We start from the raw sequence: 22,696 nt of genomic DNA on the forward strand, positions 1-22,696 counted from the left end.
GGTACGCTGAAAGTCGAGCCTTGTATCAGGAGTGTGATGGAAATCGACACGATCACGAAACCGCATGAACGGCTGGCGGAAATTCTGGCTGGTGAAATGGGCGCAGTCAACGAGCTGATCCGCACGCGCATGGCCTCGGAACATGCGCCGCGCATTCCCGAAGTGACCGCACATCTGGTCGAGGCCGGTGGTAAGCGCCTGCGCCCGATGCTTACGCTGGCGACGGCCCGCCTGTTTGGTTACCCGGGCGACCACCATGTGCGGCTGGCGGCGACGGTCGAATTCATCCACACCGCCACACTGCTGCATGACGACGTGGTGGATGAAAGTGCCCAACGGCGTGGGCGACCCACGGCGAACCTGCTGTGGGACAATAAATCCAGCGTTCTGGTCGGCGATTACCTATTTTCCCGCAGCTTCCAATTGATGGTTGAGACCGGATCGCTGCGGGTCCTGGACATTCTGGCCAATGCCTCGGCCACGATCGCCGAGGGCGAAGTGCTGCAAATGACAGCCGCCTCCGATCTGGGCACGGATGAGGCAATTTACCTGCAGGTCGTGCGCGGCAAGACGGCCGCCCTGTTCTCGGCCGCGACAGAGGTAGGCGGCGTCATCGCCGGAGCATCCGAGGAACAGGTCAAGGCGTTGTATGACTATGGCGACGCGTTGGGTATTGCCTTCCAGATCGCGGATGATCTGCTGGATTATCAGGGCGATAGTAAGGCCACAGGCAAGAACGTCGGTGACGACTTCCGTGAGCGGAAACTGACCCTGCCGGTAATCAAGGCCGTGGCGCAAGCAACCCCCGAGGAACACGCCTTTTGGGAACGCACCATTGGCCGGGGCCGTCAGGAAGATGGCGATCTTGATCACGCATTGAGCCTGATGGGTAAATACGGCACTCTGGACGCTACCCGCGCGGATGCGTTCGGATGGGCCGCCAAAGCCAAGGCTTCGCTGGACGCCCTGCCCGATCACGAGATCCGCACCCTGCTGCGCGATCTGGCCGACTACGTGGTCTCGCGCCTCAATTAAGCTGCGTCGCGCGGCACCACCAATTAGGATGGGCCGCACCGATCTCATAAGCCGCAAAATGCGCGTCTTTCATCGTTGGATACAAAGCGAAACAGGTCGAGCCTGAGCCCGACATGCGGGCCAGAAGAGCTTGTTTGGTCTCCGCCAGTTCCTCAAGCACACGTGCCACATCCGGGGCCAGCCCGGTGGTGGGCGGCTCAAGATCATTGCGCTGATCCCGCAACCACGCAGCACAGACCTCAGGCGTGTCGAATGATGGGATCATGCCTGGCATGGACGGGTTGTCACAATTGTCCAAAGCCGAGAACACTGCGCCTGTGGGCACTTCGACGCCGGGATTCACCAGCAGGGCGGGCAATGGGGGCAATGTGATCGGATTCAAATGCTCGCCAATACCGCGCATCCGCACGCCGGAAGCCAACATGCAGACAGGAACGTCCGCACCCAAAGACAATGCTACGTCTGCCGAGACGGTCGCTCCTTGATCCGCGATCATTTTCAGCGTCGCCGCAGCGTCCGATGACCCGCCTCCGATCCCACCGCCATGGGGCAGCACCTTTTTCAAATCGATATGCCCGGTCCAGCCCGCGGCCTCGGCGGCTTTCCAGACCAGATTGCGGTTGTCCGCGGGCACGCCCACCGCGTGTTCACCGGTGACCATCATTGACAATTCGGAGCCCGGTGTGAACACCAGCGTGTCGCCGATGTCTGCAAAGACCACCAGAGAATCCAGCAGGTGATAGCCGTCCGCCCGTTGGCCGGTCACATGCAGGGTAAGGTTGATCTTGGCTGGCGCGAAGGCCTTAATTGCCATTGGCGACCTTCAGCGGTTCGGCCCCCTCTTCGGCCAGAACCGCGTCTAGCCCAATTTCCAGCTTGCGGCGGATGCGCTCGGGGTCGGCCTCGCCATCCGTATCTGACGGGTCGATGAAGGACAGGGCGCGGCTCCATTGGAATTCGGCCTCACGCCCACGGCCGACGGCCCAGTAAACGTCACCCAGATGGTCATTCACTACTGGGTCAACCGGCATCAGTTCGACCGCTCGCTCCATATGCTCGACCGCCTCGTCATAGCGGCCCAGACGAAACAGGACCCAGCCCAGACTGTCGACGATATAGCCACTGTCAGGTCGTGCGGCGACGGCGCGTTCGATCATATCAAGCGCCTCATCCAGCTTTTCCTGCCGTTCAACCAGCGAGTACCCCAGATAATTCAGCACCTGAGGTTGGTCCGGATTCAGTTCTAATGCGCGGCGGAAATCGCCCTCGGCCTGATCCCAGTTCTTCAGCCGTTCGTGCGAGATACCACGGGCATAATGCAGGAACCAGTTGCCGCCCGAGGCGCCCTCGGTCAGCTCGATTGCCCTGTCATAGGATGCGACGGCTGCCGCGTATTCCTCTTGCTGGCGCTGCAGATCGGCCAGCGCCACATGCACGCTGGGCAGATCCGGGCTCTGGCTGGCGAGCGTCTGCAGCACTTCGGCCGCAGCATCTTTCTTGCCCCACCGGCTGAGCACTTCGGCCCGTCCCAGTTCGGCGGCGTGGTAATCGCTGCTGCTGGGCGGAACCTTGCGATAAGCGTCCACCGCCAGATCATATTGCTCCAGCCCGTCCAGCAACTCGGCGCTGAGCAGGATTGCGTCCACGTGGCCGGGCCGTAGAAACGCGGCGATGCGCACGTAAAGCAAAACGTAGTTCTCGGCAGCCTCATTGCTCAGCGCGGCGCCCACGGAAAAGAACACTTCGGCCATGCCATCCTGTGCTGATTGCGCATGGGTGAACGGCAGCGTTTCACCGGCGCTCAGTCGTGAGGCATAGCCTTCGATGGACGGATCGCTGCCAGCGGCAAAAACCTCTGCTAAAAATTGCAGCGCCTCATCGTGGCGATCCAGTTGCGAAAGAACCTCGGCCCGGGCCAGGGCCGCGCGGCGTGAAAAGCGAGACACAGCACCGTTATGCGCCGTGAATACCTCTTCTGCGCCTTCGAAATCACCCGCCGACGCCAGTGCCAACGCTTTGTGGTACAGCGCAAAGTCCCGCAGCCCGTCCTGCGTGGCAACCTCATCGAATTGCTCCAAAGCGCGGGTCATGGCGCCCTGCCCCATATAGGCCCAGCCCTTCATCAGACCATCAACCAGAGGCCCCACGCCCTGTGTTTCATGATCCAGAGCCAATAGGTCGTCCAGTTTGCCCTCGGCCACCAGGTTGGCAGTAATCACCATCCGCGCCGCCTGGCTGGGCAGGCCCATATCCTCGATGGCCTGTGCAACCGGAAGCGCGCGCTGCACTTCGCCCAAGGACAAGCGCGCGACGACAACGCTTTCCAACAACGTCGCATTTTCGGGATCGGCCTGCAGGGCCCGGGCATAGTATTTCTCGGCCGCGGTATAGTCGTTCTCGTAAATCGCCTGACGGCCGGCCAGATAAGCGCCAGACCCCGTATCCGCTTGAACCGGAAAAACAAAAGACGAGGTGAACAGCACAGCCAGCGCTGCGCGACGAACCAGAGAAACCACCACAATCCTGCCTTGCTATTCTTGTCTGCGCAACAAGCTAGGGCTTTGGTAGGCAAGAGGCAATGGCAGAGCCTTCACGACCCTGCCAGTGCCCGGATTTTCGCTTACATGTTGGGATAGTTCGGGCCATCCCCTCCCTGCGGCGTGGTCCAGGTAATATTCTGGCTGGGGTCCTTGATGTCACAGGTTTTGCAATGCACGCAGTTCTGGAAGTTAATGACGAATCGCGGACCTTCTTCATCTTCGACCATCTCGTACACACCCGCCGGGCAATAGCGCTGCGCCGGTTCGTCGAACTTGGGCAGGTTGACCTTCACCGGGATGTCCGGATCGGTCAGTTTCAGATGGCAGGGCTGGCTTTCCTCATGGTTTGTCATCGCAAAGGACACGTTGGTCAGGCGGTCGAAGGACAGCGTACCATCGGGTTTGGGATAGTCGATGGGCTGGTGCTTGCTGGCCTCTTCGGTCGATTGCGCGTCGTTCTTGCCGTGGCCCAGCGTGCCCAGCAGCGAGAAGCCCAGTGTGTTGGTCCACATGTCCATGCCGCCCAGCACCAGCGAGGCAGTCAGGCCGTATTTCGACCAAAGCGGCTTGACGTTGCGCACCTTTTTGAGGTCGCTACCAATGGGGCCATCGTGCACGTCGGCCTCATAGGCAGTCAGTTCATCACCCGAACGATCGGCTTTGATAGCGTCATATGCGGCTTCAGCAGCTGCCTTGCCCGACAGCATGGCGTTGTGGTTGCCCTTGATGCGTGGCACGTTGACCATGCCCGCCGAGCAGCCTAGCAGCGCCACGCCGGGGGCGACCAGTTTAGGCATCGACTGATAGCCACCTTCGGTGATTGCACGGGCACCGTAAGCCACGCGCTTGCCGCCTTTCAGCAGCTCAGCCACCATCGGGTGATGCTTGAAGCGCTGGAATTCCATGTAGGGATACAGGTGCGGGTTCTTGTAGTTCAGGTGAACCACGAAACCGACATAGACCTGATTGTTTTCAAGGTGATAGATAAACGATCCACCACCCGCGTTGCTGCCCAGAGGCCAGCCCATGGTATGCGTGACCGTGCCTTCCTTGTGCTTGGCCGGGTCGATCTCCCAGATCTCTTTCATACCGACGCCGTATTTCTGCGGTTCTTTGCCCGCAGACAGGTCGTACTTGGCGATGACTTCTTTTGACAGCGAACCTCGGACACCTTCTGACAGGAAGACGTACTTGCCGTGCAGTTCCATGCCCGGCTCGGTGCCCGGACCGTAGGATCCGTCGGGTTCCAGACCGAACACACCGGCCACCACGCCTTTGACCTCGCCATTGTCGCCATAGACCAGTTCGGAACAGGCCATGCCGGGGAAGATTTCCACGCCCAGCTTTTCGGCCTGTTCGGCCATCCAGCGGCAGACATTACCCATCGAGACGATGTAGTTGCCGTGGTTATTCATCAGCGGCGGCATAGGGAAGTTGGGGATGCGGATTTTACCCGCCTCACCCAGCATATAGAAATTGTCTTCGTGCACCGGCACGTTCAGCGGCGCGCCTTTTTCCTTCCAGTCCGGGATCAGCGCGTCCAGGCCGCAGGGGTCCAACACCGCACCCGACAGGATATGCGCGCCCACTTCCGAACCCTTTTCCAGAACAACGACGTTCAGGTCCGCGTCCAGCTGTTTCAGACGGATGGCCGCCGACAGGCCCGCGGGGCCTGCACCCACGATCACCACATCGTATTCCATCGCTTCGCGTTCAATCTCGGCCATCGCGGGCTCCTTAGCTAACTTTCCGAATTGGCGCTTTCACTGCGTGGTCTGCGCAATATTGTTTCACGGCTGATTACATGGTCTGAAAGACCTTGGTCAATCAAAACACGGCGTAACATTGCTGCAATGCGGCAGTTATGCCTCGGGAGCGTCCCCCATGAGGTATCTGGGACCGCTACCATGGGATTTGGCGCGGTCATCGGGATTATAAAGGGCGCATTTCGGCAAGCTCAGGCAACCACACCCGATACAGCCGTCCAGATTGTCGCGCAACCGCATCAGGGTATCGATTCGCTGGTCCAGATGAGACCGCAGACCGATACTGATCTTTTGCCAGTCTTTCGGTGTCGGCGTACGGTTTCCGGGCAGGCCAGACAGTACCTCGCGAATCTCGGGCAGGGTCAGTCCGAATTGCTGGGCGATCATGACAAAGCTCAGCCGTCGGATATCGGCACGCTGATACCGCCGCTGACCGCCTGCGTTGCGCCAGGGCGAGATCAGCCCCTGCGCCTCGTAATAACGAATGGCGGAAACCGCCAATCCGGTGCGCTTTGCCAATGCGCCGATCGCCAAGCCTTCGGATACCGCCATTTCGCCCTCACAAAATATCTTGACCTAAAGTTAGGTTTATAAATTACTGTGAGTCGGGACAAGCCTCAATTCGCAAAGGAGATCCCATGATGGCGACGCTTGAACATACCAATTTCACCGTCCGCGACCCGCAGGCTTCAGCCGCGTGGATGCATAAGGTGTTCGGCTGGAAAACCCGCTGGGAAGGTCCGGCCATCGCGGGCGGATACACCGTGCATGTGGGCAGCAAGCATACCTATCTGGCGCTCTATGCGCCCAGCGATCCGAAACCCTCGGGCGAAAGCAGCTATGACATCGTTGGCGGTCTGAACCATGTGGGCGTGCTGGTCGAAGACATTGACGCCACCGAACAGAAAGTGATCGACGCAGGGTTCACCCCCAAATCCCACGCCGATTACGAACCGGGCCGACGGTTCTACTTCAATGACGACAATGACATCGAATTCGAAGTGATTAGCTACGATTAAGGTATTCCGGGAAACCCCTGACACATTCTTCATCGCCAATGTCCCGCGAGCGCGAAACGCAGCAGGGTGTTGGCGATTCAGACTTTTCCCGCACACCATAGGCCGTAATCCGCGCGTCGCGCGACCAAGCCCCCTTGCAATTCACGCCTCATTTAGGTCAGGTATTTGACGACCCATCAAATCGCCCCGACGCTTGTCTCATGCGGCGGGGCGCATCACTTTTTGCGTGGACGACAATAGTATGGAAAAGATTCCCATGACGCCTGCGGGCAATGCCGCGCTCGAGGCAGAGCTGAAAAAACTGAAATCCGTTGAGCGCCCCGCGATCATCGAAGCCATCGCCACAGCGCGCGAACTGGGCGACCTGAAGGAAAACGCTGAGTATCACTCGGCGCGCGAGAAGCAGGGCTTTATCGAAGGTCGCATCAAAGAGCTGGAAGGCATCCTGTCGCTGGCCGATGTGATCGACCCCGCCAAACTGTCTGGTGCGATCAAATTTGGCGCCAGGGTCACGCTGGTCGATGAGGACACCGACGAGGAAAAGACCTGGAAGATCGTGGGTGAGTACGAGGCCAATATCGAAAACGGTTTGCTCAACATCAAGTCGCCCATCGCCCGCGCCCTGATCGGCAAGGACGAAGGTGACAGTGTCGAGGTTCGCACCCCCGGCGGCGTGCGGTCTTACGAAATTCTGAGTATCGAGTACGCCTGACCGGAGCGTCCCAATGTCCGAGCCCTCACCTGAGCAGGAACCCGAGCGACCGACCTCGCTGGGCATCTACGACAAGCCTTCGCGCCCGGTGGTGACCGAGATCGAGATCGCGGCCATCGTGCTCAGCGTGATCTGGCTGGTGGTTTCGGTGGTATTTCTGGTGCTGCCCGGCAAGACGCAGGGCGGTGGGTTCGTCGTGACCCTGCTGGCGGTGTTCATGCCGGTGGCGATGATCTGGGTTGCCGCCACCGCGATGCGGGCCAGCCGTGTGATGCGCGAGGAAAGCGAACGTCTGCAGACGGCGATCGACGCAATTCGGCAGACCTATGTCATACAGCAACAGCGTGCGGCCAGTTCTTATGAACCGGCAGTCAGAAAGAAACTGGACGAAATCGCCCAAGCGGCAAAAAAAACTGAAAGCGCTCTGGCGACGTTCTCGACCAAACGCACGGAACCTGCGCGAACGGCGGCTTCCAACAGCACTGGCGACCAGACAACGCTGGAACTGGGCACGCAGGCCGGAGATATCGCGCCGCCACTCAGTACCGATGTCTTCATCCGCGCGCTAAACTTCCCCGAAACGCAGGACGATACCGAGGGGTTCAACGCCCTACGTCTGGCGTTGAAGGACCGCAAAACCGCGCAGCTGGTGCAGGCCTCGCAAGACGTGCTGACCCTGCTTAGCCAGGAAGGCATCTATATGGATGATCTGCGTCCCGACATGGCCCGGCCCGAGGTCTGGCGGCAGTTCGCGCAAGGCGCGCGCGGGCGTTCGGTGGCCGCATTGGGCGGCATCCGCGACCGGTCCTCGCTGGCGCTGACAGCGGCACGGATGAAACAGGACCCGATCTTCCGCGACGCCGCGCATCATTTCCTGCGCCGCTTCGATCACATGATCGTGACCTTCGAGCCCGAGGCCAGCGATGCCGACCTGACCGCCCTTGGCGAAACCCGCACGGCACGGGCCTTCATGCTGTTGGGGCGTGTGGCCGGGACGTTTGACTAAGGCGCGGTAACCGCCCAGCTCATGCGCGTGGCGCTGTTGAAGCCGAACAAAAACTGGAACGGTCCGGTCTCTTCATTGCTGACGGCACTGAAGCCCTCGCGTTCGTACAAGGCCTTTGCGCGCGGGTTGGTATCAATTACGTCCAGCTGCACCTCTGACATACCCGATTTGCGAGCCTCATCCTTGATCGCAGAGAGCAGCGCGGTTCCAACCCCCTGTCCGCGCGCCTTTGCAGCGACAAAGATACCGTCCATTTGAAACACGCCGGGTTGTAAATCGCGCTCCAGAACGCTCAGCACCAGACCGCGCCATGTGCCGCCAAACCAGCCATAAATCTTTGCCATATCGGACAGGCTGCCTTCGACCAGCCCACCGTCCTTGGTCTTGAAACCGGCCAACCCCAGCATCTGGTTTGAATTGTCCCGCGCGACAAGGGCAAATTGCGGGTTTATGACAAGTTCTATGAAGGCCAGACCCTTTTTCTCCGGCCCCATGACCTTGTGCAGCTTGGCTGAAAAAGCCTGCCAGAACAGTGCTGCGGCCGTTGCCCGTTCCGTCTCAGAGAAGCCCTGCTCTACTCTGAATGTCACAACCCAAAGCTCCCGTAGGGAATGAACCGGACCATATCGCCGGGCTTGATATGGCGCGCGCCGTCCTCGATCTCGACCAGCCCCTCGGCCCAGCTTAGCCCGCTGATCCGGCCCGACCCTTCCGAGGCGAACACTTCGGCCTGGCCCTCCCGGACGCGGGCGCGCAGATATTCGCGGCGACCCGGTTTCTTGCGTTTCTCGAACGCGGCGGGCAGATCGAAGCCTTGCGGATCCTGCCAGCCTTCACCCGCCATCAGGCCCAGTGCGGGACGGGCAAAGATCAGCGTGCAGACCATGGCCGCCACCGGATTGCCAGGCAAGCCGAACACTGGTGTTCCGTCCCACATCCCCAACGCCAGAGGCCGCCCGGGTTTCAGCGCGATCCGCCATTCCTGCATTGCACCCGCCTGCCGCAACAGGGCCGAGACGTGATCTTCGTCCCCCGCCGACGCCCCGCCGCTGGTCAGGATCACGTCCGCCTGCTTTGCCGCCCGATTCAGGCGGTCGCGCAAGGCATCGCGGTCGTCTTCAACACGCCCCATATCCACGGGCTGAAACCCCATGCGGGCGATCAGCGACAACAGCATCGGGCGGTTGGCGTCGAATACTTGGCTCGGACCGGCGGGTTCTCCGGGTTCGACCAATTCGTCCCCTGTGGACAATACGGCCACCCGCAGTGTTTCACGGACGCGCACCTCGGCGAGACCCGTCGCGGAAAGCAAGGCCAGATCGGCGGGTGTCAACCTGCGTCCGGCGGGCAGGACCGGATCGCCCTCGGCCACATCCTCGCCCGCGCGGCGCGTGTTGGCGCCCTGTTTCAGAGGGCCGTGAAAGGCGATGTGGCCCTCCTGAACGGCGACGTCTTCTTCCAGAATGACGGTATCCACGCCCGCAGGCAGGGCCGCACCGGTCAGCACGCGCAGCGCATGGCCGTCGGGTACCGTGCCGTCAAACGGAATGCCCGCCGCTGCGCGCCCCGGATGCAAGGGCATCACCTGCGGCCCCTCGGGCGCGGCACCGGTGAAACCATAGCCGTCCACCGCCGTATTCGGCAGCGGCGGGTTTGAGCGTTTGGCAATGACGCCTTCGGCCAGAATGTGTCCCGTTGCCTGCTCCAGCGGCAGGGTTTCGGAACGCTTCACCACCGTCAACCGCTTGCGCAGCAGACCGAGCGCGTCGTCTACCGGGGTCCAGTTCACACCGGCGGGCAACGCAAAACAATCGTTGCGCAGGGGCGGCGGTGCGATGTTCGGTTTGGTCATAATCCGACCTCCTGCAGGATGAAATCCGCGATTGCGGCGGTGTCATCCAGATCGAAGACAGGGCAATCCGCGGTCAGCGGCGTATCACTGGCCACAGCGCGGATGGTTGCGTTTTCCGGTGCCATCAACGGATTTCCAGCCTCGGCCCGAAATGCCTCGACCTTGGGATGGCCTTCGCGTTTGAATCCCTCGATCAGCACCAGATCAACAGGTGACAAGCGCGCCAGCAGCTCGGCCAGAGACAGCTCGGGCGCGCCACGCAACTCCTGCATGATGGCGATGCGCTGGCCCGAGGCCAGCAGCACCTCGGACGCGCCGGCGGCACGGTGGCGATAACTGTCGGTGCCTGGCTGATCGACATCAACCCTGTGATGGGCGTGTTTGACCGTCGAAACCGAGAAGCCGCGCCCGGTGATCTCAGTCACCAGCCGCTCCATCAGCCCGGTTTTTCCCGCGTTTTTCCAACCGGTGACGCCGTAGACTCTCATGCCTGCTCCAGCAGCTTTTCCGCCCGTGCCAAATCGTCGGGTGTGTTGACGTTGAAGAAGGGATCGAACGGGTCGACCGGAAACAGCGCCTCGCGCCCGCCATGTTTGTCAGTCCACAGCACGACTTTGCGCAGCCCGTCGTTCAACGCATCGCGCAGATCATCGCGCAGAGCGACGGGCCAGAGGCCAAATGTCGGGTGCCGGTTGACCCGCTTGCCCCCGCCGGATTTCAGCGCCTCATCACCGTTACGCGGCGTGGTCGCCAAGACCAGCGGATGGGTTTGCCCCTCGGCGGCCTGCGTCAGGCGGGCCACCAGATCACGCGGAAAGAACGGCGTGTCAGCGGCGGCGGTGACGATACTGTCCGCCCCCTGCTCTGCCGCCCAATCCAGCCCCGCCAGAACGCCCGCCAACGGGCCTGCGAACCCTTCGATCGTGTCGGGCAGAATTGGCAGATTCAAGTCAGTGAACCGCGCGGGGTCGCCATTGGCGTTTAGTGCCAGACCGTCCACCTGCGGGGCCAGTCGGTCAATGACATGAGACAGCAGGCTCTGTCCGCCAATCTGCAGCAGACCCTTGTCGCCGCCACCCATACGGGTTGCTAGACCACCTGCCAGTATAACGCCGAGAGGATTGGTCATTTGATATTCTCTTCAGACCGCCACCCCGAAATCGTCTGAATGAAATGGCTGGATTCCTCTGGACTCAAAAGTTGTTTGGGAAGCACGAACACGATCTCGCCTGCAAAAAAATAAACCCGGCCCTGTCTTCGATGATATCCTCAACGGCACGCCAAGACACATTCCATGTCACATTGGGCGATTGCAAACCCAAACCGTGGGGTGAGAAAACGAACTCAGTTCCATCTTTGTACATCGGCGAGGATAGTAACCGTCTGGCTCGCCGTTTTATTGAGAAACGTTCGGGCAAGAATAAGACAACACCACCAAGCAACGCCCCCAACAGGGGTGCATACAGACCTTGTATACCAGGAAGAGCGCCGAAAGCACGAAACGCAATAAACGCGAAAACAACACCACCGGCTGCGACAAGAATCCCTCTCAAGACGCCGAGTACAAGTATGCCTATGGAATTCTCCTCACCTAGGCCTTTTTGTCTGCGCTTACTCAAGGCCCTAATCAGAGTCCGTTCGTCAATTTGTTCCGACAAATGGAAATTGTAAGTCAAAGTCTACTCCGCACCCTTCCGTCTGTGTTTCTTGTCTTCTACCGCTACCGTCGCCGGGTCCACATCGCGCAGCAGGCGGTCCTCACCGGACAGGCACACGAACCGTTGCCCGCGCATGCGGCCGATCAGGGTCAGGCCGACCTCGCGGGCGATCTCGACGCCCCAGGCTGTAAAGCCCGAGCGGGACGCCAGCACCGGGATGCCCATCATTGCTGTCTTGATCACCATTTCCGAGGTCAGACGCCCGGTGGTGTAGAGGATCTTGTCACCCGCCGCCTCGCCCTCGGACAGCATCCAGCCGGCGATCTTGTCGACCGCGTTGTGGCGGCCCACGTCCTCCATATAAACCAGCGGGCGATTCTCGCGGCACAAGACCGTGCCGTGGATCGCCCCGGCCTCAAGATAGAGCGATGGGGTGCGGTTGATCTTGGCGGCCAGATCGTAAAGCCACGAGGTGCGTACCTGAATCTGCGGCAGACGGACGTCCTCCAAACCTTCCATCATGTCGCCGAAAACCGTGCCAACGGCGCAGCCGCTGGTGCGGGTCTTTTTCTTCAGCTTGTCCTCATAGGACGTCTGTCGGGCGGTGCGAACGATGACGGTTTCCAGATCGTCATCGTAATCAACGCGTGTGATTTCATCATCAGCCAGCAACATGCCCTGATTGCGCAGGAACCCCAGCGCCAGATACTCCGGGTAATCGCCGATAGTCATTGCCGTCACTATTTCCTGCGCGTTGAGGAAAATCGTCAGCGGGCGTTCTTCGACCACCGAGATCTGGCTGATCTCGCCATTCTGGTCGACGCCTTCGACCGCACGGGTCAGACGAGCCGCGCCGGGGTCGGGGGCAATGATGTAGTCCGAGACATCCAGTTCTGTGGCCAATTGCAACCCTTTCCCAAGACCGTTAGTGCTGCGGGCAACACCATAGGATTTAGCCATGGCAGACACCACATCCAAGTCATACTTTTGGAAGGGTTTTCGCGACGGGTCACCGTTCATCTTTGTCGCAATCCCCTTCGGTACCCTGTTCGGTGTTTTTGCCACAGAAGCCGGTCTGGATATCGTGCAGACCATGATGCTCACCTCAACCGTCTTTGCCGGGGCTGCGCAATTCGCCGCCCTGCAATTGTTGCAGGACCAGACCCCCACGGCCATCATTCTGATCTCGGCGCTGGCGGTGAACCTGCGGATGGCAATGTACTCCGCCTCACTGACGCCGTTTCTGGGCGCCGCCCCGCTATGGCAGAGGGCCTGCGCGGCCTATCTGACGGTCGATCAGTCCTATGCCTGCTCAATCGTGCAGTTCGAGAAAGAACCGAGGATGACCGTCCCCCAACGCATGGCCTATTTCGTGGGTTCTGTCACTCCGATTACACCGCTTTGGATTCTGGCAACTTATCTGGGCGCGGTGCTGGGGACGCGCATTCCCGAAAGCTGGGCGCTGGACTTCGCCCTGCCAATTACCTTTCTGGCCATGATCGGCCCGATGATGAGGACCCTGCCCCACGTGATCGCCGCGTTGGTTGCCATTGCCGTTTCATTGCTGACGGTGGCCCTTCCGTACAATCTGGGCCTTTTGATCGCAGGTTGTGCCGGGATGATCGCAGGCGCACAGGCTGAACTGGTCACAGAACGCCGAAAGACCGAGACATGAATCAAGTCGATGCCGTGACAATCTGGACCATTATCATAGGTCTGGCAGTGGGCAGCTACGCCCTGCGTTTTGTCTTCATCGGTCTGGTCGGAGACCGCCCGATGCCACCCTGGCTGCTGCGTCACCTGCGCTATACCGCCGTAGCCATCCTGCCAGCGCTGATCGCGCCGCTGGTGGTATGGCCAACCGCAACCGAAGGACAGCCGGACGCGCCGCGCATGGCCGCGGCGGCGGTCGCTTTGGTTGTCGGGCTGATTACCAAGAACGTGCTGGCGGCCATATTCACTGGTGCCGGAACCCTCTACGGGCTACTGTATCTACTGGGTTAGGGCTGCGTCCTGCTGGTTCAGAACGGCATTGTTCGCCGCCAGCCCCTTTTGCAGATCGGCGTCGTCATTCTCGCGGTATTCGCTGGTGGCAACCCCCGGAATCTCTCCGAATTGTTCGGACAGTTTGACCGGGTAGAAGGTGGTGCTGATCTGTTCGAAACCCGGCACCTGCTGCAACAGCTGAGATGTCGAGTTGGCGCAGTACGCGCTGGACACCGGCCCCATCTGCTTGGCCAGTTGCAGGGCGATCTCGGCCTGCTGCGGGGTTACCTCGATGGTTTGAATCCGCGCAAAATGCGTCTCGCGCGCATGGCTGCTGCGATAGGCGCGCTCGACGTTGGGAGTGATACCGTAAAGCACGTCATTCTTTATCGGCACCACATCCGCGCGAAACGAACCTGCGGGGTCAAAGATCACTCTCTCACTGCCGCTGATCATCAATGACGTATGTGCACCCGAACCGGTCCGGGTGTTGATCATCGTATAAAGGGTCAGCGTCGAGGGGCCGGGGTCACGGTAGGACCGTGCCACGACTTCCGACTGATCTGCCTGTGGGCGCTGCGAACCGGTGCAGCCAGCAATGGTTGCTGCCAAAAGGCAGGCAAGCAAAATCCTGATCACGGTGAACCCCGTTCCGGATTAAGAGGCGAAGACCGCCAGGAACAGGCAGAGGAACGCGATGGCAACCACGCACCAAGTGGTGGCCTTGATGAAGCCGTGGAAGGTTTTTTCTTGGACTTTGATGTCCATTTCGCCGTGCTTGTATTCAGCCATTGTTCAGAGATTCCCAGTTCGCGTGTTTAAGAAGTTGGATAATCTAAAATCCGGGGCCTGTCACCACGTCATTCGCGCGCAGTGGGCGTAGGCAGGAACACTGAACAGCCTGGATACCCGAAACCCCAGCGCCAGGGCAGGCCGGAACAGGGCCCACCGCCCAACCGCACCGCCGCATGCATCGCCTCTGCCGTTATGGAATGCGCCGTGCGAATCTGGTCAGGCGTCATGTCATACCGTTCGGCGTAGGCGTCGGCGTTGTCTTTTCCGTGCCGTTTGACGCAAGCACGCAGCGCATCATCCGCTAACAGGCGCGCGTCATAGCTGCCCTCGGCCTGCGTCGCCCCACCCGCATTGTGATAGGCGCGGTCATGGGTCACGCAGCAGTATTCCCATGGAGGGTGTTTTTCGTAGAGGGCGCGGAACTTGGGAAAGGTTTCGGCCACAAAGCGCCAACTGGCCGACAGGCCGCCGGAACAGCCGTCGGTTTCGAACGGTGTTGGTTCCGCGTCCCCGCGCTGTGCGATCAGGGCACGGTGAGCCGGCAGCTCGATGTTGCGCATGAAGTCCTGCGCCGCAGCGGGGGCCGCCATCAGCGCGAGGGCCACGCCCAGATTACGGGCTTTCATCGCGCATCGCTTGTGTGTCGACGGACATGCCGAAGGTGGTCGCCAACCACAGCAGCAGCCGCTCGACCGGGCCCATTTCGGCGCGCACCCGCAGTACCTCGTTGGCCATCGCAGGGCGGTCGGTGATCAGCCCGTCCACTCCCATCGAGGCCATAGCCGACATTTGCAACGGGTCGTTGACCGTCCAGACATAGATATCCTTGCCCGCCGCATGAACCGAGCGCACCAGCCCCGGCGTCGCCATCGCGGCGTTGACGGCGATGAAGTCACCTTCCAGCCCGGTCAAATCGCCCACCGCCGTTGCCGCCAAAACCCCGGCCCGCCAGTCTGGGCGAAGCTCCTTCATCTTCTGCACCGCAGGGTATTTCAGAGACATGGTGGCAATGTCGTCCTGCATCTCCAGCTCTTCGACGATCGCCACCACGCGGTTTTCCAGATCAACGTCGTGGCCATAGTATTTCAGTTCGATAATGACCTTGGACTTGCCCTTTGCGGCCTCAAGAACCTCACGCAGGGTCGGGGTGCGTTCGTCAGCATATTCGGGGCCGAACCAGCTCCCGATATCGATCTGGGCGATGTCGTCCATCGTGGCGTCCCAGACCTTGAGGTTCACGCCTGCCAGTTTCATGAAGTCACTGTCATGGGCAACGATGACCATGTCATCCGAAGATTCCTGCACATCGATTTCTACCCAATCGGCCCCGTCCTCGATTGCCTTCAATACCGAGGCCATGGTGTTCTCGGGTCGCAGGGCGGCAGCGCCGCGGTGGCCGATCACCTCGGCCCGGTCCGGGGCCTGTATGCGTTCCAGCAGGTGTTGCCCGAACCACAATCCGATCAGCACGGCCACCGCCGCGGCGCCGAGGGCAGCAAACAAAGGGATACGAAAACTACCAGGTTCGGGATGCGGCGGTTCCTCGGTCCTGATCTCAAAGAACCCGTCCAGCAGCACCGCCAGCGCACCCAATGCCGTTGCCGCCAGCACAAGGCCCGCCAAAGACCAGAGACCGGCCACCATCAGGCTGTAGATCAGTGCCAGACGCAGATGGCTGGCCCCCTGCAGCGGCACGATGGCAAAAAGCAGCGCCGCCACCCATGCGATCAGGCCAGCAATGATCACGCGCAGGATCAGCCAGATCGCCAGCTCGATCTTGAGGCGCCCACGTTTGCCCTCCATCCGGATGGCACTGATGTTAAAGGCGTGGGCGGGGTGAACACCTTCGAACAAGACCAGATGCAGGCCCAGCGCCCATGCCGACAACCGGCGGATCAGCACCCAGGCCATGACCAGAACCACGGCCCCGATCAAAACCACCGCAATCCAGAAGGACGGCGGGTGGAAGGTCAGATAGTAGTTGATGTCATATTCGGTCAGCGTCCACCACGCGATCATGGCCGCGACGACCGCAAAAGGCAGGATCAGTACCAAAACCCGCAGTAAAAAGCGCACCGCAAAACCGAACAGCGCCGGCAGCCGCGACAGGATCAGACCGATCGCGGAACTGCCCGCGCGCCACGGGTCGAATTCGCCCATCCGCAACGATCCGGCCATGACCGAGAACACGAACACCTCGGCCAGCAGAAACAGGCTGAGCACGGCAATCGCCGCGACAAAGCCGACGGGAGACAGGATGAAGGCAGCGATGGCCTGATCCGTCAGCGCGGTCTGGTTCGACAGCGACACGGCCAGATTGACGGTGATGGCCACGCCCGGCGCAATCAGGGCGACCAGCAACAGGCGCACCGCGATATAGATCGGCACAAAGACGCGACGGCGTGCCCATGCGCCTTTGTAGGCACTTGTAACGGCTGAGAAATTGGACACGCGTCACCCCCTTGAATGGTGCACTCATTCAAGGCTGCGCAGACGTGAATTGCAAGTCAGGCTGTCAGCTTTCTTCCAAATCCTTTGCCAACCGGAAGCCAATGCGGTTGGCGGGCTTGTCCTCGACCGATTTGGGCAGGGCGCGCAGCATCACGTTCAACTGGCTGACATGCTGCACCAACTGGGTCCGCGCCCCGGTCGCGTCCGAGCCATAGAAGGTGATGATATCAGGATCGAAATAGCCCATGCCCTCAATCCGCATCACCCCCGCATCGCCACCGGTAAAGCCCATGGCGACCTCTTGATCGCCATCCAGCGTCTGCTCGAAATTCTGAATATAGAGGATCAGCCGCTCATAGGCCCATTGTGCTGGGCTTTTGGTGGCGACGGGTTTTTGCAGTTGGCCGGGCAGGTCCTTAGCGCCGGATTTCGCATTCGGGTTGGCATGAACCTCATAGCATCGGGGCAAAGCCGCCGCTTCTGCCGCCTCGGCCGATGTTTCTATCTGGTCCTGCATGCCGTTACCCTTCGCGCTGAAACTCCCAGGCCCCGTCCGCGCGCCGCGTCCGGGTCACGGTTCCAATGTGGTAAAGATGGTTCAGATGTGCAACCGCCTCGACCAGCGCAAGCCCGTATTCGCCCGCGCCAATCTGGCGTTTAAAAAGCGGAACAAAACACTCGGCCGCGGTTTTCGGTGAATCCAGGTAGCCCTGCAAGCGATCCAACGCGCCGTGGTGATTGTCGATCAGCTGCCGCATCCGCAGCGGCAGGCCGGTGAAGGGCAGCTTGTGCCCACCCAGCGCCAGATGATCGGGACGCGCCAGCCCTCGTAGCCGCTCGCAGGCCTCCAGCCATTCGGCCACCGGGTCGGCCATCGGTTCGGTGACGTAAACGCCCAAATTGGGGCTGATTGAGCTGAGGATCTGATCGCCGGTGATCACCAGATTGTCATCGCGGCTCCAGAAGGTGGCGTGTTCTGGAGCGTGGCCATTGCCCATATGCACGTCCCAGTCGCGCCCGCCCATGCGGATGACGCTGCCCTGTTTGATGCGGGTATAACCCAACGGCATCGGATAGACCGTGTCGCAGAAATTGAATGGGCGCTCGGTCATGCGTTTAGCTAGAAAGTCGGCCTCCATACCGGCGCTGCGGTAATAGTCCAGTGTTTCTTGCGGCCAGGTTTCCTGCACATCCAGTTGTAGCATCCGCGCGAACAGCCAGGCGGTGCGGGTTGTGACCAGTTCGGCACCGTGCTCGGACTGGAACCAGCCCGCATTGCCGACGTGATCTGGGTGGTGATGCGTGACCACCACACGGGTCACAGGCTTGCCACCCAGCGGCCCGGCCATGAGTGTTTCCCAGACCCGGCGGGTCTTGTTCGAGGAAATCCCCGTGTCGATCACCGTCCAGCCATCGCCGTCATCCAGAGCGTAGATGTTGACGTGATCCAGCGCCATGGGCAGTGGCAGGCGCATCCACAACACACCTTCGGCAACTTCGACCGCCTCACCCGGAGCTGGAGGCTCGGGCCAGGGGTATCGGATCGCCAAAGGAGTGTCCCCGTCCATTATACCGCCAACTCCTCGGCGCTGAGGGAATAAAGGTCCCCGGCCCCGTTCTGTACCTGCGCCAGCAGACCGGCATATTCCGGCAGCAGCGCGTTGATGTAGTACCGTGCCAGTTTGAAGCGCGGGCCGTTGGGTTCGGCTAATGCGGCCTTGAGGTGGTAATGTGCGCCCAGAACGCGAGCGAAGGCGTGCAGATAGGGCACGGCACCGGCAAAACGGGTATTCATGTCGGACTGCGCCACGATCCATTCGGTGGTTTCGCGCAGGCTTTCGGTCGCCTCCCACACCGGGCCAGCCAGATTGGACATAGTGGCGCGAGCCTCTTCGGCGTGATCCTCTATTTCATCCAGCAAGCGCGAGGCCGCCTCGCCGCCGTCCATCATCTTGCGCGCGACAAGGTCCATAGCCTGAATGCCATTGGTGCCCTCGTAGATCGCGGTGACGCGAACATCGCGGTAGTACTGCGCCGCACCGGTTTCTTCGATAAAGCCCATGCCGCCATGCACCTGCACGCCGGTCTCGGACACACGCATCCCGGTCTCGGTGCCGAAAGCCTTGCAGATCGGTGTCAGCAGCGCGGCCCGCGCGCTCCACTCGGCATCCCCAGTAGCGTTACCCATGTCGATCGCGGCCGCATTGGCCAGCATGATCGCCCGTGCGGCAAAGGTGTCGGCGCGCATGCTCATCAGCATCCGGCGTACATCCGCGTGATCGATGATCGTGCCCGAGGGTGTCTTGCCCTGTTTGCGCTCCAACGCATAGGCCAGCGCGTGCTGATAGGCCCCTTCGGCGGCCCCCACGCCCTGTCCGCCTACACCCAAACGCGCGTTGTTCATCATGGTGAACATCGCGGCCATGCCGCCATGTTCCTTGCCCACAAGCCAGCCCTTGGCACCGTCATATTGCATCACGCAGGTCGGCGAGCCGTGCAGACCCATCTTATGTTCGACCGAGACGACTTTCAGAGCATTCGCCGCGCCGGGATTGCCGCTTTCGTCGGGCAGATACTTGGGCACCAAGAACAGAGAGATCCCTTTTGTGCCCGGTACCCCGTCGGGCAGACGCGCCAGCACCAGATGGCAGACATTCTCGGTAAAGTCGTTGTCACCCCACGAGATGAAGATTTTCTGACCCGTCACCGAATAGGTGCCGTCGCCATTCGCCTCGGCCTTCGACGACAAAGCGCCCACATCCGACCCGGCCTGTGCCTCGGTCAGGTTCATGGTACCGGCCCATTCGCCCGACATCATCTTGGGCAGGTACAGCGCCTTCAGCTCATCACTTGCATGATGTTCCAGCGCCTCGATCTGGCCTTGGGTCATCAGCGGTGCCAGTTGAAGCGACAGGCAGGCGGCCGACATCATTTCGTTCACCGCTGTGGTCAGAGTCATCGGCAGGCCCATACCGCCATGCTCGGGATCACCGCTCATCCCGATCCAGCCGCCTTCGGCGATTGCCTTCCAGCCGTCGGCATATCCGGGTGAGGTCCGCAGCACACCGTTTTCCAGCCGCGCGGGCTCCAGATCACCGGGGCGCTGAAGTGGGGCCATCACCTCTTCGCACATCTTGCCGGCCTCGGTCAGGATCGCACCGACGACATCCTCGCTGGCTTCCGAGAACTTCTCGGTCGCGGCAATCTGATCGAACCCGACCACGTGGCGGAAAAGCAGTTCATAGTCGGAAATAGGTGCGCGGTATGGCATGAGTTCCCTCGGAGCTAACTGTATGGTTTTTCGCGGGTGGGGTTGGAAATTGCAATGCCCACCTTTATGCATCCTTGATCAATTCGATTACCTAGCCAGCCAGATGGTACAAGCAATCAAAACGCGGCGTCACCAGATATGATCCCTAACGGCACATTGGACTTGTCCGCCGATCCGGGCGGAATTGCACAGGCGGCCGACTTGCTGCGGCAGGGCCTGCTGGTCGCATTCGCGACCGAGACCGTATATGGGCTGGGCGGCGACGCCCGCAATGGCGAGGCCGTGGCCAGCATTTACGCAGCTAAGGGGCGGCCCAGCTTCAACCCCCTGATCGCGCATGTGGCCTCGGTCGAAGCGGCACAGCGGTATGTTGAATGGTCCGGCCAGGCCGAGGCTTTGGCCGCCGCCTTCTGGCCCGGCCCGCTGACGATGGTTCTGCCGCTGCGCGACGGGCACGGGATTTCTCCGCTGGTCACCGCGGGGCTGGATACGCTGGCGGTGCGGGTGCCCGCCCATGGCACCGCACGGTCGCTGCTGGCGGCGTTCGACGGGCCGGTCGCGGCCCCTTCGGCTAACCCTTCCGGCCAGATCAGCCCCACAACCGCCGACCATGTGCGCGCCGGGCTGGACGGGCGCATTGCGGCGATTCTGGATGATGGCCCCTGCGGTGTCGGGCTGGAATCCACTATCGTCGGACTGGCCGGAGAGCCTTCGCTGCTGCGCCCGGGTGGCGTCGCGTTGGAACAGGTCGAATCCGTTTTGAATGCGCGCCTACACATCCATCAGACCGGAGACCTGCTGACCGCGCCAGGCCAGTTGCAGTCACACTACGCACCAGACGCTCCGGTGCGGTTGAATGCAATAAACCCGCGAGGCGATGAGGTGTTTCTGGGGTTCGGCTCTGTTTCTTGCGATCTGAACCTGTCGGAAAAGGGCAGCTTGACCGAAGCCGCCGCCAATCTGTTCTCGGCCCTGCATACGCTGAACGCCACGGGTCGCCCGATTGCGGTGTCACCGATCCCGGATCAGGGTCTGGGCGCCGCCATCAACGACCGCCTGCGCCGCGCTGCTGCGCCGCGCGACAGCTGATCAGGCGCGCCCGGCGCTGGCCGACAGGGTCAGCGGGTCAACGCCCAGCGTCGCCAATGCGGCTCCCCATTTCTCATCATCGGGCACATCGAACACCAGTTTGGAGGTTGCTTCGGTGGTCAGCCAGCCATTCATGGCAATCTCATCCTCCAACTGGCCGGGACCCCAGCCGGAATAACCTAACGCCAGTGTCGAATTCAGAGGCCCACGGCCCGAGGCGAGGTCCTCAAGCACATCCAGCGTCGCGGTCATGCTGAAATCGTCTGAAATCTGCATCGAATGCAGGTTGGCCTCGTAATCCGAGCTGTGCAGAACAAAACCGCGCGACATCTCTACGGGGCCTCCGAAATGCACCAGACGCTCGCCGACAATCGGAATTCGGCAGGCGATATTCAATTGCTCCAGCAAAGCTTTGATCCGCAAGTCCGAGGGTTTGTTGATGATCAGACCCATCGCCCCGTCTTCGCCATGGCTACAAATGTAAACTACCGAATGATCGAAGCGCGGATCACCCATGCCAGGCATCGCAATCAACAGTTTTCCGGTCAGGTCCATGGATTTACATCTCTTGCTTCGTCCCCCTTCAACAATGGCCCCGGTGCATGGGGATTGGCAAGGGAAGAGGCCACATTTCGCCAGATTTCATCCGGGTGACCGGAACGTGACTTGGAATCCCGGCCCAGACCACGCATTTATGGGGTATGAAGCGTTTTCTGAAGCCAACCGCGGCCGTCCTGACCGCCTGTTTCGCCCTGACCGCCCCTGCGCAGGCGCAGGATGTGGACGGAGTTGTGCAACTGGATGTGCTGGACGGCGGGCGCACCGCCAACGGCACTTATCTGGGCGCGTTGCGGCTGACACTGAAGGACGGCTGGAAGACCTATTGGCGCGCACCCGGCGATGCCGGTATCCCGCCGCAGTTTGACTGGCGCGGCTCGCGGAATGTAGGCGATGTGTCGATCACCTGGCCCGCGCCTGAGGTGTTCGTGCAGAACGGCCTGCAATCCATCGGCTATGCCAATCAACTGGTGTTGCCGGTCGAAATCACACCCAAGGACCCCGCCAAACCCGTGCGGCTGCGCGGTGATATGGATCTTGGCGTCTGCAAGGATGTCTGCATCCCCGAGCGGCTGGATTTCGACCATACGCTGAATGCCGGCGCCGGTCGCAACCCAGCCATCGCTGCTGCGCTGGCCCAGCGCCCCTATTCCGCGAAAGAGGCACGTGTGACCGCCGCCAGTTGCCATCTAACCCCAACCTCGGACGGAATGCAGATCGAAGCCCGCGTAAAAATGCCCTCGGCCGGAGGGCGTGAGGTAGCCGTGATCGAGCCGGGCAACCCGGCACTCTGGGCTTCACAGCCGGAAACCACGCGGCAGGGCGATACTCTGGTTGCGACGTCTGAAGTGATCAGCGCCTCGGGTGGACCCTTTGCGCTGGACCGGTCTGAGATACGGATCACGGTTCTGGGGACCAACCACGCGGTGGACATTCAGGGCTGCAGCGCGGGCTGAAC

The 22,696-nt window shown here is 61.0% G+C and carries 25 protein-coding genes; 8 read left to right on the top strand and 17 right to left on the bottom strand.

All coding sequences use genetic code 11. The features are described from left to right. Positions 1–36 precede the first annotated feature (36 nt). Positions 37–1,035: a polyprenyl synthetase family protein gene (locus tag ACR0IM_RS13405; protein WP_480641786.1), complete on the top strand. Its 999-nt coding sequence runs from the start codon at positions 37–39 to the stop codon at positions 1,033–1,035. Here ACR0IM_RS13405 and ACR0IM_RS13410 read toward each other — a convergent pair. From ACR0IM_RS13410 to soxR, 4 genes are all read right to left on the bottom strand, one after another. Then, positions 1,028–1,849 carry a 4-(cytidine 5'-diphospho)-2-C-methyl-D-erythritol kinase gene (locus tag ACR0IM_RS13410; RefSeq protein WP_480682212.1) on the bottom strand — a complete coding sequence of 274 codons (822 nt, stop codon included), beginning with the start codon at positions 1,847–1,849 and terminating at the stop codon, positions 1,028–1,030. The genes ACR0IM_RS13405 and ACR0IM_RS13410 overlap by 8 nt on opposite strands. After that, a complete protein-coding gene (locus ACR0IM_RS13415; protein WP_480592765.1) occupies positions 1,839–3,551 on the bottom strand; it encodes a tetratricopeptide repeat protein in 1,713 nt (570 codons plus the stop codon). Before ACR0IM_RS13415 ends, ACR0IM_RS13410 begins: the two co-directional genes overlap by 11 nt. 104 nt (positions 3,552–3,655) lie before the next feature. Continuing rightward, on the bottom strand, positions 3,656–5,302 hold the full coding sequence (locus tag ACR0IM_RS13420) for an electron transfer flavoprotein-ubiquinone oxidoreductase (protein WP_480682213.1): 1,647 nt from the start codon (positions 5,300–5,302) through the stop codon (positions 3,656–3,658). A 135-nt stretch (positions 5,303–5,437) separates the two neighbouring features. Beyond that, positions 5,438–5,893, bottom strand: coding sequence for a redox-sensitive transcriptional activator SoxR (gene soxR / locus ACR0IM_RS13425; protein ID WP_480682214.1), 456 nt, complete (start codon positions 5,891–5,893; stop codon positions 5,438–5,440). 86 nt (positions 5,894–5,979) lie between these two features. On the opposite strand from soxR, the gene ACR0IM_RS13430 reads away from it, so the two are divergent. From ACR0IM_RS13430 to ACR0IM_RS13440, 3 genes are all read left to right on the top strand, one after another. After that, entirely contained in the window at positions 5,980–6,360 is a 381-nt protein-coding gene (locus ACR0IM_RS13430; RefSeq protein ID WP_480592757.1) for a VOC family protein, read from the top strand. A gap of 241 nt (positions 6,361–6,601) precedes the next feature. Then, positions 6,602–7,072: a transcription elongation factor GreA gene (greA, locus tag ACR0IM_RS13435; protein ID WP_480592753.1), complete on the top strand. Its 471-nt coding sequence runs from the start codon at positions 6,602–6,604 to the stop codon at positions 7,070–7,072. Between the two features lie 13 nt (positions 7,073–7,085). After that, positions 7,086–8,078, top strand: coding sequence for a hypothetical protein (locus ACR0IM_RS13440; RefSeq protein WP_480592751.1), 993 nt, complete (start codon positions 7,086–7,088; stop codon positions 8,076–8,078). On the opposite strand, the gene ACR0IM_RS13445 is transcribed toward ACR0IM_RS13440, so the two are convergent. From ACR0IM_RS13445 to ACR0IM_RS13465, 5 genes are all read right to left on the bottom strand, one after another. Further along, positions 8,075–8,668 carry a GNAT family N-acetyltransferase gene (locus ACR0IM_RS13445; RefSeq protein ID WP_480682215.1) on the bottom strand — a complete coding sequence of 198 codons (594 nt, stop codon included), beginning with the start codon at positions 8,666–8,668 and terminating at the stop codon, positions 8,075–8,077. The two genes, ACR0IM_RS13440 and ACR0IM_RS13445, sit on opposite strands and share 4 nt — an antisense overlap. Then, the gene (locus ACR0IM_RS13450) at positions 8,665–9,930 is read right to left on the bottom strand and encodes a molybdopterin-binding protein (protein ID WP_480682216.1); all 1,266 of its coding nucleotides are present in this window, start codon (positions 9,928–9,930) and stop codon (positions 8,665–8,667) included. Before ACR0IM_RS13450 ends, ACR0IM_RS13445 begins: the two co-directional genes overlap by 4 nt. Continuing rightward, complete coding sequence (mobB, locus tag ACR0IM_RS13455; RefSeq protein WP_480592744.1) at positions 9,927–10,418, bottom strand: molybdopterin-guanine dinucleotide biosynthesis protein B; 492 nt, start codon at positions 10,416–10,418, stop codon at positions 9,927–9,929. The genes ACR0IM_RS13450 and mobB overlap by 4 nt, the downstream gene beginning before the upstream one ends. Then, positions 10,415–11,059: a molybdenum cofactor guanylyltransferase MobA gene (mobA, locus tag ACR0IM_RS13460; RefSeq protein ID WP_480682217.1), complete on the bottom strand. Its 645-nt coding sequence runs from the start codon at positions 11,057–11,059 to the stop codon at positions 10,415–10,417. The genes mobB and mobA overlap by 4 nt, the downstream gene beginning before the upstream one ends. Positions 11,060–11,609: 550 nt before the next feature. After that, positions 11,610–12,548, bottom strand: a complete 939-nt coding sequence (locus tag ACR0IM_RS13465) for a formate dehydrogenase accessory sulfurtransferase FdhD (protein ID WP_480592738.1) — start codon at positions 12,546–12,548, stop codon at positions 11,610–11,612. Between ACR0IM_RS13465 and ACR0IM_RS13470 the strand changes: the two genes are divergently transcribed. Both ACR0IM_RS13470 and ACR0IM_RS13475 read left to right on the top strand, forming a co-directional pair. Then, complete coding sequence (locus tag ACR0IM_RS13470) at positions 12,547–13,263, top strand: AzlC family ABC transporter permease (protein WP_480592736.1); 717 nt, start codon at positions 12,547–12,549, stop codon at positions 13,261–13,263. The two genes, ACR0IM_RS13465 and ACR0IM_RS13470, sit on opposite strands and share 2 nt — an antisense overlap. Continuing rightward, complete coding sequence (locus tag ACR0IM_RS13475; protein WP_480592734.1) at positions 13,260–13,592, top strand: AzlD domain-containing protein; 333 nt, start codon at positions 13,260–13,262, stop codon at positions 13,590–13,592. The genes ACR0IM_RS13470 and ACR0IM_RS13475 overlap by 4 nt, the downstream gene beginning before the upstream one ends. On the opposite strand, the gene ACR0IM_RS13480 is transcribed toward ACR0IM_RS13475, so the two are convergent. From ACR0IM_RS13480 to ACR0IM_RS13510, 7 genes are all read right to left on the bottom strand, one after another. Beyond that, complete coding sequence (locus tag ACR0IM_RS13480) at positions 13,581–14,213, bottom strand: hypothetical protein (RefSeq protein ID WP_480682218.1); 633 nt, start codon at positions 14,211–14,213, stop codon at positions 13,581–13,583. The two genes, ACR0IM_RS13475 and ACR0IM_RS13480, sit on opposite strands and share 12 nt — an antisense overlap. 18 nt (positions 14,214–14,231) lie before the next feature. Beyond that, positions 14,232–14,366 (bottom strand): aa3-type cytochrome c oxidase subunit IV, encoded by a 135-nt coding sequence (locus tag ACR0IM_RS13485; RefSeq protein ID WP_480592729.1) that lies wholly within the window; start codon positions 14,364–14,366, stop codon positions 14,232–14,234. Positions 14,367–14,434: 68 nt separating this feature from the next. Next, positions 14,435–14,995 carry a hypothetical protein gene (locus ACR0IM_RS13490; protein WP_480592727.1) on the bottom strand — a complete coding sequence of 187 codons (561 nt, stop codon included), beginning with the start codon at positions 14,993–14,995 and terminating at the stop codon, positions 14,435–14,437. Further along, positions 14,982–16,820: a glycerophosphodiester phosphodiesterase family protein gene (locus ACR0IM_RS13495; RefSeq protein ID WP_480682219.1), complete on the bottom strand. Its 1,839-nt coding sequence runs from the start codon at positions 16,818–16,820 to the stop codon at positions 14,982–14,984. Before ACR0IM_RS13495 ends, ACR0IM_RS13490 begins: the two co-directional genes overlap by 14 nt. Before the next feature lie 64 nt (positions 16,821–16,884). Then, positions 16,885–17,337 (bottom strand): DUF6173 family protein, encoded by a 453-nt coding sequence (locus tag ACR0IM_RS13500; protein WP_480592722.1) that lies wholly within the window; start codon positions 17,335–17,337, stop codon positions 16,885–16,887. Between the two features lie 4 nt (positions 17,338–17,341). Further along, entirely contained in the window at positions 17,342–18,388 is a 1,047-nt protein-coding gene (locus tag ACR0IM_RS13505; RefSeq protein WP_480682220.1) for an MBL fold metallo-hydrolase, read from the bottom strand. Beyond that, entirely contained in the window at positions 18,388–20,091 is a 1,704-nt protein-coding gene (locus ACR0IM_RS13510) for an acyl-CoA dehydrogenase family protein (RefSeq protein ID WP_480641774.1), read from the bottom strand. Before ACR0IM_RS13510 ends, ACR0IM_RS13505 begins: the two co-directional genes overlap by 1 nt. Positions 20,092–20,229: 138 nt before the next feature. Between ACR0IM_RS13510 and ACR0IM_RS13515 the strand changes: the two genes are divergently transcribed. Continuing rightward, positions 20,230–21,180 (top strand): L-threonylcarbamoyladenylate synthase, encoded by a 951-nt coding sequence (locus ACR0IM_RS13515; RefSeq protein WP_480592714.1) that lies wholly within the window; start codon positions 20,230–20,232, stop codon positions 21,178–21,180. Here ACR0IM_RS13515 and ACR0IM_RS13520 read toward each other — a convergent pair whose 3' ends face one another. Next, a complete protein-coding gene (locus ACR0IM_RS13520; protein WP_480592711.1) occupies positions 21,181–21,735 on the bottom strand; it encodes a YqgE/AlgH family protein in 555 nt (184 codons plus the stop codon). It lies immediately after the preceding gene. 146 nt (positions 21,736–21,881) lie between these two features. Between ACR0IM_RS13520 and ACR0IM_RS13525 the strand changes: the two genes are divergently transcribed. Next, positions 21,882–22,694, top strand: coding sequence for a protein-disulfide reductase DsbD domain-containing protein (locus ACR0IM_RS13525; RefSeq protein ID WP_480682222.1), 813 nt, complete (start codon positions 21,882–21,884; stop codon positions 22,692–22,694). Positions 22,695–22,696: the final 2 nt, after the last annotated feature.

Source organism: Ruegeria sp. BF6 (genome assembly GCF_056538665.1).

Coding starts and splice junctions, on each gene's coding strand:
- ACR0IM_RS13430 (WP_480592757.1), top strand. CDS start 5,980: ATGATGGCGACGCTTGAACATACCAATTTCACCGTCCGCGACCCGCAG.
- ACR0IM_RS13490 (WP_480592727.1), bottom strand. CDS start 14,995: ATGAAAGCCCGTAATCTGGGCGTGGCCCTCGCGCTGATGGCGGCCCCC.
- ACR0IM_RS13510 (WP_480641774.1), bottom strand. CDS start 20,091: ATGCCATACCGCGCACCTATTTCCGACTATGAACTGCTTTTCCGCCAC.
- ACR0IM_RS13440 (WP_480592751.1), top strand. CDS start 7,086: ATGTCCGAGCCCTCACCTGAGCAGGAACCCGAGCGACCGACCTCGCTG.
- ACR0IM_RS13410 (WP_480682212.1), bottom strand. CDS start 1,849: ATGGCAATTAAGGCCTTCGCGCCAGCCAAGATCAACCTTACCCTGCAT.
- ACR0IM_RS13515 (WP_480592714.1), top strand. CDS start 20,230: ATGATCCCTAACGGCACATTGGACTTGTCCGCCGATCCGGGCGGAATT.
- ACR0IM_RS13485 (WP_480592729.1), bottom strand. CDS start 14,366: ATGGCTGAATACAAGCACGGCGAAATGGACATCAAAGTCCAAGAAAAA.
- ACR0IM_RS13465 (WP_480592738.1), bottom strand. CDS start 12,548: ATGGCTAAATCCTATGGTGTTGCCCGCAGCACTAACGGTCTTGGGAAA.
- ACR0IM_RS13420 (WP_480682213.1), bottom strand. CDS start 5,302: ATGGCCGAGATTGAACGCGAAGCGATGGAATACGATGTGGTGATCGTG.
- mobA (WP_480682217.1), bottom strand. CDS start 11,059: ATGACCAATCCTCTCGGCGTTATACTGGCAGGTGGTCTAGCAACCCGT.
- ACR0IM_RS13405 (WP_480641786.1), top strand. CDS start 37: ATGGAAATCGACACGATCACGAAACCGCATGAACGGCTGGCGGAAATT.
- greA (WP_480592753.1), top strand. CDS start 6,602: ATGGAAAAGATTCCCATGACGCCTGCGGGCAATGCCGCGCTCGAGGCA.
- ACR0IM_RS13475 (WP_480592734.1), top strand. CDS start 13,260: ATGAATCAAGTCGATGCCGTGACAATCTGGACCATTATCATAGGTCTG.
- soxR (WP_480682214.1), bottom strand. CDS start 5,893: ATGGCGGTATCCGAAGGCTTGGCGATCGGCGCATTGGCAAAGCGCACC.
- ACR0IM_RS13525 (WP_480682222.1), top strand. CDS start 21,882: ATGAAGCGTTTTCTGAAGCCAACCGCGGCCGTCCTGACCGCCTGTTTC.
- ACR0IM_RS13520 (WP_480592711.1), bottom strand. CDS start 21,735: ATGGACCTGACCGGAAAACTGTTGATTGCGATGCCTGGCATGGGTGAT.
- mobB (WP_480592744.1), bottom strand. CDS start 10,418: ATGAGAGTCTACGGCGTCACCGGTTGGAAAAACGCGGGAAAAACCGGG.
- ACR0IM_RS13450 (WP_480682216.1), bottom strand. CDS start 9,930: ATGACCAAACCGAACATCGCACCGCCGCCCCTGCGCAACGATTGTTTT.
- ACR0IM_RS13505 (WP_480682220.1), bottom strand. CDS start 18,388: ATGGACGGGGACACTCCTTTGGCGATCCGATACCCCTGGCCCGAGCCT.
- ACR0IM_RS13500 (WP_480592722.1), bottom strand. CDS start 17,337: ATGCAGGACCAGATAGAAACATCGGCCGAGGCGGCAGAAGCGGCGGCT.
- ACR0IM_RS13470 (WP_480592736.1), top strand. CDS start 12,547: ATGGCAGACACCACATCCAAGTCATACTTTTGGAAGGGTTTTCGCGAC.